The 16,462-nt window shown below is 38.3% G+C and carries 15 protein-coding genes and 1 other RNA gene; 9 read left to right on the forward strand and 7 right to left on the reverse strand.

What is annotated here, in order from left to right:
- The first annotated feature begins 231 nt into the window (after positions 1-231).
- The 6 genes from dnaK to O1Q80_RS08955 all read left to right on the forward strand — a co-directional run bounded on the left by dnaK (position 232) and on the right by O1Q80_RS08955 (position 6,033).
- The gene (gene dnaK, locus O1Q80_RS08930) at positions 232-2,130 is read left to right on the forward strand and encodes a molecular chaperone DnaK (protein WP_386694585.1); all 1,899 of its coding nucleotides are present in this window, start codon (positions 232-234) and stop codon (positions 2,128-2,130) included.
- Positions 2,131-2,197: 67 nt separating this feature from the next.
- On the forward strand, positions 2,198-2,632 hold the full coding sequence (locus O1Q80_RS08935) for a VapD (protein WP_386694587.1): 435 nt from the start codon (positions 2,198-2,200) through the stop codon (positions 2,630-2,632).
- 1 nt (position 2,633) lies between these two features.
- The gene (locus O1Q80_RS08940; RefSeq protein WP_386690722.1) at positions 2,634-2,864 is read left to right on the forward strand and encodes a DUF2798 domain-containing protein; all 231 of its coding nucleotides are present in this window, start codon (positions 2,634-2,636) and stop codon (positions 2,862-2,864) included.
- 14 nt (positions 2,865-2,878) lie between these two features.
- Positions 2,879-4,009 carry a molecular chaperone DnaJ gene (dnaJ, locus tag O1Q80_RS08945; RefSeq protein ID WP_386694589.1) on the forward strand — a complete coding sequence of 377 codons (1,131 nt, stop codon included), beginning with the start codon at positions 2,879-2,881 and terminating at the stop codon, positions 4,007-4,009.
- A 297-nt stretch (positions 4,010-4,306) separates the two neighbouring features.
- Entirely contained in the window at positions 4,307-4,783 is a 477-nt protein-coding gene (locus tag O1Q80_RS08950; protein WP_386694591.1) for a hypothetical protein, read from the forward strand.
- A gap of 68 nt (positions 4,784-4,851) precedes the next feature.
- Positions 4,852-6,033: an MFS transporter gene (locus O1Q80_RS08955; protein ID WP_386694593.1), complete on the forward strand. Its 1,182-nt coding sequence runs from the start codon at positions 4,852-4,854 to the stop codon at positions 6,031-6,033.
- Between the two features lie 241 nt (positions 6,034-6,274).
- Here the strand turns inward: O1Q80_RS08955 and rnpB are convergent.
- An RNA gene (gene rnpB / locus O1Q80_RS08960) (RNase P RNA component class A) lies at positions 6,275-6,669 on the reverse strand.
- 118 nt (positions 6,670-6,787) lie between these two features.
- Here rnpB and O1Q80_RS08965 point away from each other — a divergent pair.
- Both O1Q80_RS08965 and O1Q80_RS08970 read left to right on the forward strand, forming a co-directional pair.
- Positions 6,788-7,723: a KpsF/GutQ family sugar isomerase gene (locus O1Q80_RS08965; protein ID WP_386687125.1), complete on the forward strand. Its 936-nt coding sequence runs from the start codon at positions 6,788-6,790 to the stop codon at positions 7,721-7,723.
- A gap of 13 nt (positions 7,724-7,736) precedes the next feature.
- Positions 7,737-8,279, forward strand: coding sequence for a KdsC family phosphatase (locus O1Q80_RS08970; protein WP_386694594.1), 543 nt, complete (start codon positions 7,737-7,739; stop codon positions 8,277-8,279).
- Between the two features lie 78 nt (positions 8,280-8,357).
- On the opposite strand, the gene dcuC is transcribed toward O1Q80_RS08970, so the two are convergent.
- Both dcuC and O1Q80_RS08980 read right to left on the reverse strand, forming a co-directional pair.
- Complete coding sequence (dcuC, locus tag O1Q80_RS08975; protein ID WP_386694596.1) at positions 8,358-9,650, reverse strand: C4-dicarboxylate transporter DcuC; 1,293 nt, start codon at positions 9,648-9,650, stop codon at positions 8,358-8,360.
- Between the two features lie 116 nt (positions 9,651-9,766).
- Complete coding sequence (locus tag O1Q80_RS08980) at positions 9,767-11,857, reverse strand: AAA family ATPase (RefSeq protein ID WP_386694598.1); 2,091 nt, start codon at positions 11,855-11,857, stop codon at positions 9,767-9,769.
- A 308-nt stretch (positions 11,858-12,165) separates the two neighbouring features.
- Here O1Q80_RS08980 and O1Q80_RS08985 point away from each other — a divergent pair, with 308 nt between their 5' ends.
- Positions 12,166-12,438 (forward strand): hypothetical protein, encoded by a 273-nt coding sequence (locus tag O1Q80_RS08985; protein ID WP_386694599.1) that lies wholly within the window; start codon positions 12,166-12,168, stop codon positions 12,436-12,438.
- A gap of 38 nt (positions 12,439-12,476) precedes the next feature.
- Here the strand turns inward: O1Q80_RS08985 and O1Q80_RS08990 are convergent, their stop codons facing one another.
- The 4 genes from O1Q80_RS08990 to O1Q80_RS09005 form a co-directional block, all read right to left on the reverse strand.
- Positions 12,477-13,235, reverse strand: a complete 759-nt coding sequence (locus tag O1Q80_RS08990; protein WP_386694601.1) for a PP2C family protein-serine/threonine phosphatase — start codon at positions 13,233-13,235, stop codon at positions 12,477-12,479.
- 192 nt (positions 13,236-13,427) lie between these two features.
- The gene (locus O1Q80_RS08995; protein ID WP_386694602.1) at positions 13,428-14,063 is read right to left on the reverse strand and encodes a hypothetical protein; all 636 of its coding nucleotides are present in this window, start codon (positions 14,061-14,063) and stop codon (positions 13,428-13,430) included.
- A gap of 142 nt (positions 14,064-14,205) precedes the next feature.
- Entirely contained in the window at positions 14,206-15,417 is a 1,212-nt protein-coding gene (locus O1Q80_RS09000; RefSeq protein ID WP_386694604.1) for a PD-(D/E)XK nuclease family protein, read from the reverse strand.
- Between the two features lie 80 nt (positions 15,418-15,497).
- Positions 15,498-16,445: a helix-turn-helix transcriptional regulator gene (locus O1Q80_RS09005; protein WP_386694606.1), complete on the reverse strand. Its 948-nt coding sequence runs from the start codon at positions 16,443-16,445 to the stop codon at positions 15,498-15,500.
- Positions 16,446-16,462: the final 17 nt, after the last annotated feature.

Here is a 16,462-nt window from a genome sequence, read left to right on the forward strand (position 1 = left end):
GCGGTGAATTTTAGGGATTTTTTTCATTGCTCTCTTGAAATCAATTAAATCAACCTTACTTTATCGATACGACAAAAAATGTGATTTTGTACTACGATTTTAAAATTTCAGAAATTTTTTAAAATTGCCCTTGAAAAAACAAAAGCCAACCACATTTTAAGTAACAAGCAAGCAAGCCTAGATAAATTAAAGGCATTGCGAAAACCAATTCAAACTAGGAGAAAACAAATTATGGGAAAAATTATCGGTATTGACTTAGGTACAACTAACTCTTGTGTAGCAATCATGGATGGCGACAAACCACGTGTCATTGAGAATGCGGAAGGTGATCGCACAACGCCGTCAATTATTGCTTATACTAATGACAATGAAACTTTAGTGGGACAACCAGCAAAACGTCAAGCTGTAACCAATCCAAAAAATACCTTATTCGCTATCAAACGTTTAATCGGTCGCCGTTTTGAAGACCAAGAAGTACAACGTGATGTGAACATTATGCCGTTCAGCATTGTGAGAGCAGATAATGGTGATGCGTGGGTAGATGTGAAAGGCGATAAATTAGCACCACCACAAATTTCAGCCGAAGTGTTGAAAAAAATGAAAAAAACTGCCGAAGATTTCTTGGGCGAAACGGTAACAGAAGCAGTTATCACTGTACCAGCTTACTTTAACGATGCTCAACGTCAAGCGACTAAAGATGCAGGTCGTATCGCTGGTCTTGATGTTAAACGTATTATCAATGAACCAACCGCTGCCGCATTAGCTTACGGCTTAGACAAAGGCAAAGGCAACCAAACCATTGCGGTGTATGACTTGGGTGGTGGTACATTCGACTTGTCTATCATCGAAATTGATGAAGTCGGTGGCGAAAAAACCTTTGAAGTATTAGCAACCAATGGTGATACTCACTTAGGTGGTGAAGACTTTGATAACCGTGTAATCAATTACTTGGTAGATGAGTTCAAAAAAGAACAAGGTGTCGATTTACGCAACGATCCATTAGCGATGCAACGTTTAAAAGAAGCAGGCGAAAAAGCCAAAATTGAACTTTCTTCTGCTCAACAAACAGATGTGAATTTACCTTATATCACAGCTGATGCGACAGGTCCAAAACACTTAAACATTAAATTAACTCGTGCAAAATTAGAAGCATTAGTAGAAGATTTAGTCGCTCGTTCCATTGAACCTGTAAAAGTAGCGTTAAATGATGCGGGCTTGAGTATTTCACAAATTGATGATGTACTTCTTGTGGGCGGTCAAACTCGTATGCCATTAGTGCAACAAAAAGTAGCAGAATTCTTTGGTAAAGAACCACGCAAAGACGTGAACCCAGATGAAGCTGTTGCAGTGGGTGCAGCGGTACAAGGTGGTGTGTTATCTGGTAATGTGACTGATGTGTTATTATTAGACGTTACCCCATTATCATTAGGTATCGAAACCATGGGCGGTGTAATGACTACCCTAATTGAGAAAAACACTACGATTCCAACTAAAAAATCACAAGTGTTCTCAACGGCGGAAGATAACCAAAGTGCGGTAACCATCCACGTGTTACAAGGTGAACGTAAACAAGCATCAGCCAATAAATCTTTGGGTCAATTCAACCTTGAAGGCATTAACCCAGCACCACGCGGTATGCCACAAATTGAAGTGACTTTCGATATTGACGCCGACGGTATTATCCACGTGTCAGCCAAAGATAAAGGCACAGGTAAAGAGCAACAAATCACCATTAAAGCGTCTTCAGGCTTAAGTGATGAAGAAATTCAACAAATGGTACGTGATGCGGAAGCCAACGCCGAAGCCGACCGTAAATTTGAAGAATTAGTGCAAGCTCGCAACCAAGCGGATGCCATTGTTCACTCGACTCGCAAACAATTAAGCGAAGTAGGCGACAAACTTTCTGCGGATGATAAAGCACCAATTGAAAAAGCCTTAGGTGAATTGGAAACCGCAGCGAAAGGCGAAGACAAAGCGGAAATTGATGCGAAATTGCAAGCGTTAATTCAGGTCTCTGAAAAATTAATGCAAGCGGCACAACCACAACCAGACGCTCAACAAGCTCAAAGCGGAAAACCACAAGATGATGTAGTGGATGCAGAGTTTGAAGAAGTGAAAGATAATAAATAAGATTTATTATCCATTAATTAAGGGCGTAGGTTTACGCCCTTTTCGGCTATTAAACACAGGGTGAACAATGAGTAGATATTTAATCACTTTCGATATGGATACAAATTGCTTAAAAGAAAATTACCATAGCAAGAGTGCAAATAATGCGTATTATGATATTCGGAATGTACTGGAAAAACACGGTTTTGATAATTTACAAGGCAGTGTTTATCTCGGACAAGAAAACATCAGTGAAGCACACGGCACCCTTGCTATTCAGGAATTAACGGCAAAATTCAAATGGTTTTATCCCTGCGTTTCTAATATTAAATTTTATCGCATTGAAAGCGATTTAAATGCGGATTTTATCGCATATAACGTTCATCAAGCCCGTCTTAATTTTGAAAAACAATTGCAAACCTTAGAGCAAACCCTCATTGCAACAGGATTAGAACGAACAAAAATTGATGAGATTTTAAACAAACAAAGATTCTCTTTAACCGAAAATATCACGAGTGAGTAAAATGGCAATTAAAAGAAGATGGTTTCGCCCCATTATGGTCACGGTGTCAGTATTCATTTATTCTTGTTTTATTTCACTTGGAATGACCATCGTGAATATCGGTATTACACCTGACTTTTTATTGATTTGGGGTAAAAACTGGTTTACCGCTTTCTGTGTCGCATTCCCAACTATTTGGTTTTTACAACCAGTGATTGCCCAATGGGTGCATAAAATTAAATTTACTGATTAACTGAGCAAAAAATTATGGCAAAACGAGATTATTACGAAGTACTAGGTATTCAAAAAGGGGCGGATGACAAAGAAATCAAACGCGCCTATAAACGCCTAGCGATGAAATATCACCCAGATAGAACCAAGGGTGATAAAGACAGCGAAGAAAAATTTAAAGAGATCAACGAAGCCTACGAGATCTTAAACGACAAAGAAAAACGAGCGGCTTACGATCAATACGGTCACGCCGCCTTTGAACAAGGTGGATTTGGTGGCGGTGCTGGCGGATTTAGCGGAGGCTTTGGTGGTTTCGGTGGATTTGAAGATATTTTCAGCGAAATGTTTGGCGGTGGTGCAAGTCGTCAACGTGTAGTACGTGGTGACGATTTACGCTACGACATTGAGATTACCCTTGAAGAAGCGGTTCGAGGTATCACCAAAGATATTCAAATTCGTACTCTTGTACATTGTGAGCAATGTGATGGCACGGGTGCAGAAAAAGGTTCTAAAGTGGAAACCTGTCCAACCTGTCACGGACAAGGTCGGGTTCGCCGTCAACAAGGTTTCTTTGTGACTGAAACCGCTTGCCCACATTGTCATGGTACAGGTAAGAAAATTGAAAAACCTTGTAAAAAATGTCATGGTGATGGTCGGGTACATAAAACTGAAAGTCTTTCTGTTAAAATCCCTGCTGGGGTGGACACTGGCAATCAATTACGCTTGGCAGGTAAAGGGGCAGCAGGTGAACATGGAGCTCCAGCAGGCGACCTTTATGTGGTTATTCATGTACAAGATCACCCGATTTTTGAACGTGACGGCAACAATTTATATTGTGAAGTACCAATTAGCTTTACTCAAGCTGCATTGGGTGGTGAAATTGAAGTCCCAACTCTTGAAGGTCGGGCGAAATTAAAAATCCCAGAAGGCACCCAAACAGGCAAAATGTTCCGCATGCGTGGCAAAGGTATTAAAGCAATGCGAAGCGGTTACGCAGGCGATTTAATCTGCAAAATCATTATTGAAACCCCTGTTTCACTCAATGAAGAACAAAAAGAATTGTTGCGTAAATTAGAAGAAAGCCTAGACGGACACACAACCCAACGCCCAAAACATTCCAGTTTCTTTGACAGTGTGAAGAAGTTTTTTGATAATTTAGGCAAATAGTGCTATCCAAATAAGATGTGGAGTATCGCCACTATCATTAACCCCGTACGCAAGTACGGGGGATTTTGCTCTTTATTTCCCTCTACTTCAATTACCCTGCACTAGCGTACAGGGTTAGACATAGTTACGCCACTCCGTGGCTGTTCCTTTAGATGCGGAGCATCGCCACTATCATTAACCCCGTACGCAAGTGCGGGGGATTTTGTCAGAATTTTTATCCCAATAGATATTGCATTACGTCTAAAAACAGGCATAAAATAATTTATCCATTTTCCATTCAACAAAAGGAAAATTATGATGGAAATTATCAAACATACCCCAATTTGGGCGTGGCTCATTCTTGTGATACTCACCTTACTCGGCTTACGCCAACTTCGACCACGACAAATTAGAACCTTTCAATTATTTATTGCCCTCATTATCTTTTTTCCCTTAATTATCATCAATATCAGTCGAAATCACCATTATGAACTTGCAACCCTTGCCTTTCTTAGTGGATTGATTATTGGGGTAATTTTGGCACAACTCAGCAAGCAATGGCAAACCATCACACCAATCGCCCAAGGCAAATGGCAACAACAAGGTAGCGTTCTCCCTTTAATCATCTATCTGTTTATTTTCCTTTCTCGCTACTTTGAAACCGTGGTAAGAACCATTCAACACCCATTAATGGATAATCAACATTTTATCCTGTTTATCGGTATCAGCACGGGTATTTGTTTAGGGTTTAATGGTGCAGTGTCTTGTTTGGCGGTGTGGAAACAAAAACGGTAAAATAATCTTATAAAAGTCCCCCAAGTGCGGTAAAATCTACTGCACTTTTTCTTTTTTCAGAGATCTTTATGCTCACCCCAACCACTCACATTGAAAAACCTGCCAATTTGGTGGCATTTGCATTTTTACTAATTGCCTTTTTGACAGGTATTGCTTCCTCTTTCCAATTGCCGACATTGAGCCTGTTTTTGTCGCAAGAAATTCAGGTTTCGCCTGCGATGGTCGGCTATTTTTACGCCATCAATGCCATTATTGGGATTGGATTAAGCCAAATACTGGCAAAATATTCGGATAAAATGGACGACCGCCGTAAAGTAATGCTGTTTTGCTGTATGTTGGCTATTGGCGGTTGTTTAGTATTTGCTTTTAGTCGTGATTATCTTTGGTTGGTATTGTTTGGCACTACCCTACTCGGTTTGGGATCCTCCGCCAATCCACAATCTTTTGCCTTAGCTCGTGAATATGCAGATAGCACGGGCAAAGAAACCGTGATGTTTTCCACCATTATGCGAACCCAAATTTCACTCGCATGGATTGTCGGACCGCCACTTTCCTTTAGCATTGCATTAAATTGGGGCTTTGATTGGATGTATTCTATTGCAGCATTAGCCTTTTTATTTTGTGGAATAATTGCCATTACATTATTGCCAAAAGTGCCTCATAAAAAAACGGAGCAAAATACTCTATTACAAACCCCTGTTAATAACCGTAAAAGCGTTATTTATCTATTTGTCACTGTCTTTATGATTTTTAACTGTAACGGTATGTATTTAATTAATATGCCATTATATGTAATTCACGAATTGCATTTATCAGCAGAATTAGCAGGAACGTTAATGGGAACGGCGGCAGGATTGGAAATCCCAATTATGTTACTTGGGGGATATTTAACCAAATACTTCAGTAAAAAATCCTTAATTTTCACCGCACTTGGTGCTGGATTGTTATTTTATCTTGGCTTGTTACTTTTCCAAAATACATGGCAATTAGTCTTACTACAATTTTTTAATGCCATATTTATAGGCACTATTGCTACGCTAGGTATGGTGTATTTTCAAGATTTAATGCCACGTCAAGCAGGGGCTGCAACCACGTTATTCAGCAATGCTGCTAAATTAAGCTGGGTGGTAGCTGGTCCGATCGCAGGTTGGTTAGCTCAATTTTGGCATTATAGTACGGTGTTTTATGTGTCGTTTCTGATGATTGCGATTGGGGCGGTGTGTTTGATAAAGGTGAAAACAGTGGGGTAATTTTGCCCCCCCTCAGTCCTTCGGACAGCTCCCCCCGCAAGCAGGGGGAGCAAAATCCCTCACAAACGAGAGGGAGCAAAATATTCCCTTTCTTCCCCCTGCTTGCGGGGGGAAGTCCCCGAAGGGGGAAGGGGGAAGGGGGAAGGGGGGCAAAATTCAAACAATTTAGTATAAAAAACATTATGCCCCAATCACCCCAACCCAAATAAAACAACAGGGGAAATGGGGGCTTTGCCAAAATAACTTGAGTTGATCGATAAGCCGAGTTCTGTCGTGGACAATCATTCCTCTAGGCGTACGTTCGCACGCACGCTCAAGCAACCTACCCGAACTCTGAGCGGGCAACCCATTGAGTTCCTATTTGGTCTTGCTACGAGTGGAGTTTACCTTGCCGTAAATTGTTGCCAATTACGCGGTGCGCTCTTACCGCACCCTTTCACCCTTACCCCTCACCTAAGTTACTAGGTGAGGGGCGGTCTGCTCTCTGTTGCACTGGTCGTGGGATCGCTCCCCCTAGGCGTTACCTAGCACTCTGCCCTGTGTAGCTCGGACTTTCCTCTCGTCTATTTGTCCCACTAGATCGTTCTTACGAACACTTTAGGGCTTCAATAAACCAGCGATTGTCTGATCAACTCAGGGTGCAGTATAACGGAATTTTTCCTAGAGAGAAATTAAAACTTGCGTTAAAATGGAAACATTCTTTCAGGTGATAAAAACGATGTCTTTTTTCACCGCACTTTTGAGGATATAACGAATGGATCATCTACATTATGCTCGTGAAACCATTAGTATGGCGGAGCAGGCGTTAGATAAATTAAGTCGAACTCTTGATAACACCTTTAATGATGTGGTGGAATTAATTCTAAAATGTAAAGGTCGTATTGCCATTAGTGGCGTAGGTAAATCTGGACTTATTGGGCAAAAAATTGTCGCCAGTTTCGCCTCAACAGGTACACCGAGCTTTTTTTTACACCCAACCGAAGCCTTTCATGGTGACTTAGGTATGTTAAAGCCCCTTGATGTGGTGATTCTTATTTCTTATAGCGGTGAAAGTGACGAAGTCAATAAACTCATTCCCAGTTTAAAAAATTTCGGTAATAAAATCATTGCATTGACCAGTAACAAAGATTCAACCTTAGGCAAACACGCTGATTATGTATTAGACATTACCATTGAACGTGAAGCCTGCCCGAATAACCTTGCTCCAACAACTTCGGCTTTAGTCACTTTAGCTTTAGGGGATGCACTAACAGTTGCATTAATCTATGCTCGTGATTTTAAACCTATAGATTTTGCCAAATTCCATCCCGGTGGTTCATTAGGTCGCCGTTTACTTTGCCGCGTGAAAGATCAAATGCAAACTCGCTTACCGATTACCCTACTATCGACCAGCTTTACCGATTGTTTGACCATTATGAACGAAGGTCGAATGGGGGTTGCTTTGGTCATGGATAATAATAGATTACAAGGCATTATTACGGATGGCGATATTCGCCGTGCATTAACCTCTAATGGTGTAGCCACCCTAAGTAAAACCGCTCAAGATTTAATGACCAGAAATCCGAAAACTATTCATCAAGATGAATTCTTAACAACTGCCGAAACCTTTATGAAAGAGAAAAAAATTCACTCCTTGGTGGTTGTTAATGATCAAAATGAAGTCGTTGGCTTAGTGGAATTTTCAAGTTAAAACAGGGTTAAACATGCTAGATAAATTACAAAAAATCAAATTAGTGATCACAGATATTGATGGTGTACTCACGGATGGATTATTACATTATGATGCTAACGGCGAAGCCATTAAAAGTTTCCATGTGCGTGATGGTTTAGGCATTCGTATGTTGATAGAACAAGGGATTCAAGTAGCCGTATTATCTGGACGTTCTTCTCCGATTTTACAAAAGCGTATGGCAGATCTTGGCATTACATTGTCTATTCTAGGTAAATTAGAAAAAGAAACCGCCTGCTTTGAATTAATGCGACAAGCCAATGTTAGCCCTGAACAAACCGCTTATATTGGAGATGACAGCGTAGATCTACCCGCTTTTGAAGTCTGTGGTTTATCTTTTGCGGTCGCTGATTCAGCTGATTATGTAAAAGAAAATGCCGATTATGTACTCACCCTAGGTGGTGGCAAAGGGGCATTTCGTGAAATGTCTGATCTGATTTTAAAGGCTCAAGGTAAAACGGATATTTATGCTACGGCAAAAGGCTTTTTGAAATCTGTGCAAAATATGGCTCAATAACCATAACCTGAAAAAAGAGTAAAAAAACACCGCACTTTTGGCTAAAATCACGCAAGTGCGGTGTATTTTGGTTCAGATTTACAACATAAACAACGCTAAAAATAAGGTCGCTAAAATCATACCTGGGGCGGTACGTTTCACCATTTCCACAGGGCTAACCATCGCTAATCCCGCACAAACAATGGTTACGCCTGCAATCGGTGAAGCAGTTCGACCAATCGCTCCAGCAATGGCGGCTGCCATACCTAAATTAACGTGAGTGTAACCTAGCTCCACGGCATGCGATGTCACTGCGGTATTAAAGGCAATCGCAGCGGCATCGCCTGAGCCTGTTACTACACCCATTAAGAATGGACCAATAGTCGCTCCCCAACGCACAAATTCATTGGAATGTTTTAAAAATTCAATGGCGGAATCTACTGCAGCAGTGGCTTTTAAACCAGAAACAAATACACTGGCAGCAATGATAATACCTAGCACATTGGCATAAGAATTACCCATACCATTAAAAAATTCTTCGGTGATTTTTACTGGCGAAATACGTGTCACCACAATGGCATAAATTGCTCCGATCAACATCGCTTGCGGCACGCCCATTTTGGTCCACTCTAAACCAGACACCTGTTGTAATGATGTACCACCAATCACCAAAATGACTAAGGGAACTAACGGAGCAAGGGCATACAATGGATTAACTTTCTCAAAATGTGATTCTGTTTCTTGATTTTCTTGAATATAGGCTTGACGATGTTGCTCACCGTAATCTTTAAACACAATGGCTAAAATCGTCAACACTAAAGCACCAATCGCCCCAGCAATCATGGTATAAGGTGCGTGGGAAAGGTTGACTTCAGTAATCGTCAATCCTGACATTTCACTAATCATTGCAGTATGGGAAGACCCAGGACTCATCATTGAACCGAATGTCCCTGCCAAAATCGCTGCCCCAGCAGTGGCTGGTCTTACGCCTGCACTTTTTAACACTGGAATTAATGTTGCCCCCACAGCAGCTGCACAACCTGCGGCGGATGGAATGGCGATATTAATAAAGAACGTAATAATCGTTGCAATCGGAATTAAAAAGAATTTTAAACCGCTTAAAGGTTTCGTGAGTAAATGCACTAAATGGCTATCGCATTGAGTAAATTTCATCACATAAGCAAACCCCATACTTGAACAGATCGCCATAATCAAGCCACCTGATGTCATGGATTTGGCAAACGCATCTAAGGCTTCCATGGGTTTTAAGGTAATAATTGCCATAACTAACCCCACCCCGATTAATACGGTGCGAGTTTCGTATTTTTTAATGAGTAAATAAATCGTGGCGATAATACCTAGAATTGCTATGATAGCGTTGAATTGAACCATAGTTTTTCCTTATTTTGTTCTAGTCTATAAAAAACAACTGCTATTATGTGCCATAATGAGGCAAATCAAAAGGATAATATTTCAGTTTCTTGATGTATGTCACAAAATGAATAAGACTAAAACCCCATTTTTACCTGACCTTTCACCACGGGCTTTAATTCACATTCTTTCGTCAACGCCATCACCCAAGTTTCCCCATTTTCAAAAGGCGAAAACTGATGACGGCGAGCTACGGCGGCAAAATCCCCAGCAGTCAAATAATCAATCTCGGCTAATCGCATAAAATCTTGTTCATTTAAGACAATCCCGAGATTTTCCGCCTGACATTTCGCCAATTCGCAAACTTGCGTTTGAGTTAAATAATCAAACTTCAATTTGAGATCAAAACGGCGTAGCACCGCAGGATCAAGACTGTCCATTAAATTGGTGGACACTACCAACAAGCCATCAAATTTCTCAATTTGGGTGAGCATTTCATTCACCATTGAGCGTTCCCAACTGCGATCCGCCCCATTTCGGTCAAATAAAAAACTGTCCACTTCATCTAACACCAATAGCATATTATTTTCCTTGGCTTTGTTAAATGCACGGGCGATTTTCTGCTCCGTTCCGCCCACATAAGGATCGAGTAAATCCGACCCATTGAGTTGCAACAAGGGCAACGCCGCTTGCTCCGCTAACCATTTTGCCCACGCCGTTTTGCCCGTCCCTGCTGGACCATAGCAACAAATTCGCCCCCGTTTATGTTGTTGTAAACCTTGGCTAATTTGATGAATATTGTCCGTACAAGCAATAAAATCTAAAGAATAATGCACCGCACTTTGGTTTAACGGCTCAATTTTTTTATAGCCTTGTGCTTGTAACGTTTGATTAAACCAGTTGATTGCCACCTTGCCATCAATTTTATCTTGATGTGCTGCAAGCTGATTCATAATCGTAAAGCCTTTATCAATCAACGCTGGTGAAATCGCATCTTGCACCGCAAAATGATGAACATAAGCAGGCGATAATTTATCCCCGACTTTTTCTAAAATCAGTTTTTCTTTATTTTTAATTGGTAAATCTGGCATTTCAAAAATAAAGTCAAAACGGCGTAAAAAAGCAGGATCAATGCCTTGAATATTATTGGACAACCAAATCATCGTCGTCAAATTATTTTCTAATAACTGATTAACCCACGCTTTATGGGATTGTGCCACCGACGGATTAAAAAAGCCGCCATAAAACACATCTTCCACTTCATCAAAAATAATCATCGCTTTTTGTTCGGCGGTTTCTAATAAACGTTGAGCTAAACGGCAATTATTTAAACGTTGCTCCCCATCAATAATATCGCCATCTCGATCTTCAGGGCTAAGGGTATAACAAGTCACACCTAATTGTTGGGCTAATAAAGAAGCAAATTCTGTTTTACCTACACCAGCTTTACCGTGAATGAGAATATTCATTCCACGTTGTTTGTTGATAATGTTAGGTGTTAAATAATCTAAAAGTTGCTGTTTAAATTCACTAATATGCTCAAATTGAGCAAAGGTTAATTTCGGCTTAGCACTTTCTTGTAAACAACGAGATAATAAAAGATTACAATCTATTTCAAAATAGGTAAACTCGTGAATATCCAACATACCTTCCCAACGAATAAAGTCCTTCACTTCATTACAATAATGGGCTCGTTCTAAAATACCATAACTAAATAATTTGGCATTTTTCTTTACCACCCCCTTTAATGCTTGTTTATTTACATTCAATACTTTCGACATAATATCCAAACATTCACTCAAATTTAAATCTCGGCGGCGAGATAAATTCATTGCCAAAACTAACTCATTTTCTAATTCAAGATGTGTTGCCAAATGCAATACGGCTTGCTCCACATCAGATAAATTTAATAAATCAGTCAAAAAAGCAATATTTTTATCCAACATTTTCCACTGTTCTTCATCATCTTGTTGTTGCTGAATTTGTTGATAACGCTGAATTAATAATTGTTTGAAACTATTTTCTTTAAATTGTCTTTCAGCAATTTCATCGGAAAACTCAATATCCAATTCTTCAGGCATACCTAGTGCAAAGGCTAAATCACTATCTGACCAACCTTTCTTTTCAATAAAAAATCGCCACGCATTACTATCTAGCAAATAACGTAAAATCATTTTTTGGCTATAAAGAGAAAGGGAACTGGGTTGTAATTGATATTGCGTTGTCATCATAAACTCCTTATTTGTTATCACCATTCATAAATGAGTTTTAAATCTCAATTAAAAATGAAATTTCATCATCTTAATAGGAATTATAAGAAGATTGACGACAATTTATGTCGCATGCGTTCTACAAAAAGATTTTTATCATACGACACAGTTTGTCGCATAAAGCGATATACTATCACTCATTCAATTAACTAAGGAGAAAATCTATGCCTATGATCATTTGAACAATCAGTGATTATTTCTATCACAAACAACGCGATCTTTATTTCATTAAATTCAAACAAGAAGACCATGAAAAAGAAGAAGAAATGCTGCTCAATTGGTTTAATCAAAATTTGCCTGATGTGCCCATTGCTCCAATCTTCCCTTTCATGTCTGATGAAGGTATTTTGTCGGGTTCTGCTAATGCTTTTTATATTGATTTTGATGAAAAATCCTTAGCTATTTTTTGTGAACGTTGGGAAGATGGACATGACAATTCCATTGATAAACGTTTTCAATGTTATTTTTTCCCATTGGAAGATTACAAAGCATTATATAATGGACAAATTCCAAACCCTTATGAATTTGATTACGAATAAATAGAGTAAAAATAAAGGCTCATACGAGCCTTTTTTCTTTATCCTTGATACGTCCATACCACAATCGACAAATCTTCCTTTATTTCTGGCTGAGTTAACTTATCTTGATAGGCTTGCAAACGCTGCTCATTGGTTGAATAGGACTGCCAAATTTCGCTTAATTGTTCGGATTTTAAAAAAGCAGTTAGACCATCAGAACATAATAAGAGCGTTTCATTGGGTTTTAGCTGGTATTCTTGGTTAAAAATAGTAAAATTTCTCGCTGCTCTATCGGCAACCAAACAATCGGACAACATATATTTGATTTCTTCACATACAATATTGGGATCAACTTCTGGATAGGCTGTTAATAATTCATTGAGTATAGTATGGTCATAACTTAATTGAATAAATTCACCAAGCTCGGTAATTTTATAGGCTCGACTATCACCAATATTTAAAATTCTCACTTTACCTTTTTCAAATAATTGAGCCGAAACTAAAGTGGTGGTGGTTCCCCAAGGTTTAGGGAAATAACTGCAATAATATTCAAATACTTGTCTAATCCATTGGTCGGTTAAATATGTACAATCATCTTTTAACCATTCAATCCAATAACGACTTGCTTTAAAACATTTTGGGGTGGTAGATAGCCCATCCGCAATCGCAATAATCGGATTTTCTTTTTCAAAAGTAACTGTTTTCGCTTTTTGCGGTTCACGTCTCAAAACTTGGCAAAGCTCTACGCCTGTTAATAAAGCATCGTAGCAAACAAATCCTTGAGCAGATTGACAATAAGTGAGGGAATAGGTTGGCATAATGATCTCCTTTGCTGTGGGAAAGTGCGGTACAAAATGATAGATTTTTTTACCGCAGTTGATATTTCAAAGAAGATTTTATTGAGTTTTGCGACAAAGTATGTCGTATAAAATATGATAGTGGGTATTTTATTCCATCACACAGATTTCTATCATTTTTTGTGTATACAAAGATTCTCTTAATTAGCACAATTAAAAATAAATTAAATGTGTTTTTATCATTTTAAGATCGTTATTCAATATGTGACTTATCCGTACATCAGAATCATCATTCTGACAAATCTTCAGTAACGAAAAAATATTCATTACGCCTAAAAATTCAATTGTCTCATTGCTTTCTACGACAAAAAGCCCTGATTTAATCGGAAAAATTGACTCCATATAATGCGTTATATCAGCAGTCACATCATCAATACTGCCACAAAAAGCACAATAATTTAACGTTAAAGTTGGCGAGATGACGCTCAATAGATCATTAAAATCAATGCTCATCACGCCTTTTTTATCAATCACATCCACAAGTAGTCTCATTATTTCTTGTTGTTCACTCTCTTCCCTATAAAAAATGTGATTAACTTGTTCAATCGTTGGCATAAGTTCATCAAAATTTTTATGGCGTAGAATAATTGGTATAATCCTTTGGCGAATTAACATTGAAATACAATCTGGTAGTAAAGGATCATCCGTATCCGCAATGACAAAGCAAATATCTGCCCCCCAAATAGCTGACATATCCATTAAACAAAATATGGATATTGATTTAATACCTTCGATGAATTGGGACGGTTTATTAATATAAATCGCTGAGAATTTAACAAAATGGCACATATCTATTTCCTAAAAGTACATTACTTAATGGAAATTATATGTCTCAGTTGCGACAAAATATGTCGCATGTAATTATTTTTCAAAGTGAAAAGTGCGGTTAAAAAATCATATTTTAACCGCACTTCGCAAATTTAAGTCATATTCATTCTTTTAGTTGATTATCTATCTCTATCATTTTATTCACTAAAGGAAGCAACATATTATAAATTTTTTGGGCTATTTCACCCGTTAGGATTTTTGACCAAACTTCTTTATTCCAATTTAGAATAGAGGTATCTGCATATTTCCAACAAAACCACCACTCATTAGAATTTTTATCCGTTATTTCATCAAAAATAGTTTTATTAGTTTTATAAAATTCATTTTCATTCTCTAATTTAAATCTCTTATAAAAACCATAAAACAGATTTTGATAATTAGATCTATCGAATTCCATTCTTACGCTATATTTTTTAGTGTTTGATTTAATCTCTATAATAGAAAAATATTTACTTTTCCCTTTTTCGACATTCTCAAAATAAGGTGGTTCAAATTGATTTATCCGAAAAACATCTGAAAATAACCCTTGTAATTGTTCTCGTAACTTTTTCATTAACTCTATCTTTAATAAATCCTGTAATTCTCCAAGTAAAATAGTCATTTTTATATCTTGTTCACTTTGGATAATTTGTTCAATTAACTGGTTATTTTCTTTTGTCATTTCTAAAAACTCCTGTTGTAAAAATTGTTTTATATCATCACAAAACTGTTGCATTCGTGGTGCAATAATGGGGGTTTGATCTAGCCACTGAATTAAATCCGTAGGTGTTATTATTTTGAATTTATTTTCTTTGCTTAATTTTTCCCGTTCTTCTTTCGATAGAGATGACTCATCAGGATCCTTATCATAGTTGGGCAAATAAATGAGACAATAATTCTCCTTTACCCTATTTCCTATATCCTTTAGATAATCTTGGATTTGTTTAGGTTGATCTACTGCACCTCTCAATTTATTTTCAATCGAAATAATCCATTTTATTTCATTATTTAAATAACCTTGAATAAAAATATCGTGTCTGCGGTTCTCTGCGGTACTTTGTTCAGTCACCACGTCAACTCTGTCATAGGCTAAAAATGTTGCAAGGTGTGAATATTTCAAAAAGCTGTTGAGAAATAAATCTTGTTGCCCGTGAGTTTCGTTTGGATCTAATAAAAAAGCCAAAATCGCAGATAATCCCATTTCATCTGTACGAAGAAAACGAAGTGGATTAAAAGCATTCGCATCATACAATGCGGTTTTCTGCTGTTTCTGCTTTATTTCAGTATATTGTTGGTAATAATGGCGTAAGAAAGTCACTATCTCTTTTAGTTCCATTGCTTGGTTCTCCTTAAACTATAGCTTAATATTCAATGTTATTATATACTTGTTAACGACAATCTATGTCGCAAAAATTATCAAATTTCAATTTTCTCAATATCCCAAATATCCTCCCCAAATTTCGCCAGCCACCAATCCAGCATTTCGCTATCCACCACCGTGGCTTGAAAACGATAATGTTGATCGGATTGTTCCAAAATTTGTTGATCTGCTGATAACGGCGTTTCGGTTAAATGAAAGCCTGCATAACGAGCCACCGAAAATCGCAGTTGAATGAGTTTGCCGTTGCCAAAGCCAAAATGAGCATCATTCACATAATTTTTCAATACAAAGTCGGTCGGACGATCAAAAAACATCGTGGAAAGCTCTGCGGATTTAATGCGATGCAGTGCAAGATGTTTTGGCGTGTCATCGTCTTGATAACGTGCCACTAAATAGCTACTCGCCCCCTGTTGCACCAAGGCTAAGGGCATTATTTTGGCTTGATGAGAGCGATATTGCCCTTGATAATTCACCATCAAATAGCGATTTTCAAATAGTGCGGTGCTAATGGTGTCAAAAATTTTGCCGCTCACTTTGGCTGGCAAAAGCGGTTGACTAGTGGGAGCAATGGCGACTTTGTTTAACCATTGTTTTTCCAACTTTTTATTATCGCCACTCAACTGCGAACGAGCTTGCTCAAAAAAGCCTTGCATTGAGCGCATAATATTAGCAGGCAACAAGGTTTTAAGCTGTTCTTCGGCAAGGCGTAACACAAGGGCTTGTTGTGGACTTAAGCTAGGAATATTTAAGCCATTGGAATTTTTCTTCCAGCAATAACCATAGGGTTTAGAACGGTCATCCACTTCAATATCAAAATGTTCTGCCAACACTTTAAGCAAGCGTTGAATTGAGCGTTTATCACGTACATAACCCGCATCTGCCAATTTTTGTTGTAATTCTTGACTGTCGATTTTTCTGCTTTTTGGAATATTGCATAATACTTCAATGGCTAACAACGCTGTGTCTAGGCTTTTTTTAGACATATTTTCCTCTAAATTTC

The sequence above is a fragment of the Lonepinella sp. MS14435 genome (assembly GCF_042485795.1).
GTDB lineage: Bacteria > Pseudomonadota > Gammaproteobacteria > Enterobacterales > Pasteurellaceae > Lonepinella.

Coding starts and splice junctions, on each gene's coding strand:
- dnaK (WP_386694585.1), top strand. CDS start 232: ATGGGAAAAATTATCGGTATTGACTTAGGTACAACTAACTCTTGTGTA.
- O1Q80_RS08935 (WP_386694587.1), top strand. CDS start 2,198: ATGAGTAGATATTTAATCACTTTCGATATGGATACAAATTGCTTAAAA.
- O1Q80_RS08940 (WP_386690722.1), top strand. CDS start 2,634: ATGGCAATTAAAAGAAGATGGTTTCGCCCCATTATGGTCACGGTGTCA.
- dnaJ (WP_386694589.1), top strand. CDS start 2,879: ATGGCAAAACGAGATTATTACGAAGTACTAGGTATTCAAAAAGGGGCG.
- O1Q80_RS08950 (WP_386694591.1), top strand. CDS start 4,307: ATGGAAATTATCAAACATACCCCAATTTGGGCGTGGCTCATTCTTGTG.
- O1Q80_RS08955 (WP_386694593.1), top strand. CDS start 4,852: ATGCTCACCCCAACCACTCACATTGAAAAACCTGCCAATTTGGTGGCA.
- O1Q80_RS08965 (WP_386687125.1), top strand. CDS start 6,788: ATGGATCATCTACATTATGCTCGTGAAACCATTAGTATGGCGGAGCAG.
- O1Q80_RS08970 (WP_386694594.1), top strand. CDS start 7,737: ATGCTAGATAAATTACAAAAAATCAAATTAGTGATCACAGATATTGAT.
- dcuC (WP_386694596.1), bottom strand. CDS start 9,650: ATGGTTCAATTCAACGCTATCATAGCAATTCTAGGTATTATCGCCACG.
- O1Q80_RS08980 (WP_386694598.1), bottom strand. CDS start 11,857: ATGACAACGCAATATCAATTACAACCCAGTTCCCTTTCTCTTTATAGC.
- O1Q80_RS08985 (WP_386694599.1), top strand. CDS start 12,166: ATGCTGCTCAATTGGTTTAATCAAAATTTGCCTGATGTGCCCATTGCT.
- O1Q80_RS08990 (WP_386694601.1), bottom strand. CDS start 13,235: ATGCCAACCTATTCCCTCACTTATTGTCAATCTGCTCAAGGATTTGTT.
- O1Q80_RS08995 (WP_386694602.1), bottom strand. CDS start 14,063: ATGTGCCATTTTGTTAAATTCTCAGCGATTTATATTAATAAACCGTCC.
- O1Q80_RS09000 (WP_386694604.1), bottom strand. CDS start 15,417: ATGGAACTAAAAGAGATAGTGACTTTCTTACGCCATTATTACCAACAA.
- O1Q80_RS09005 (WP_386694606.1), bottom strand. CDS start 16,445: ATGTCTAAAAAAAGCCTAGACACAGCGTTGTTAGCCATTGAAGTATTA.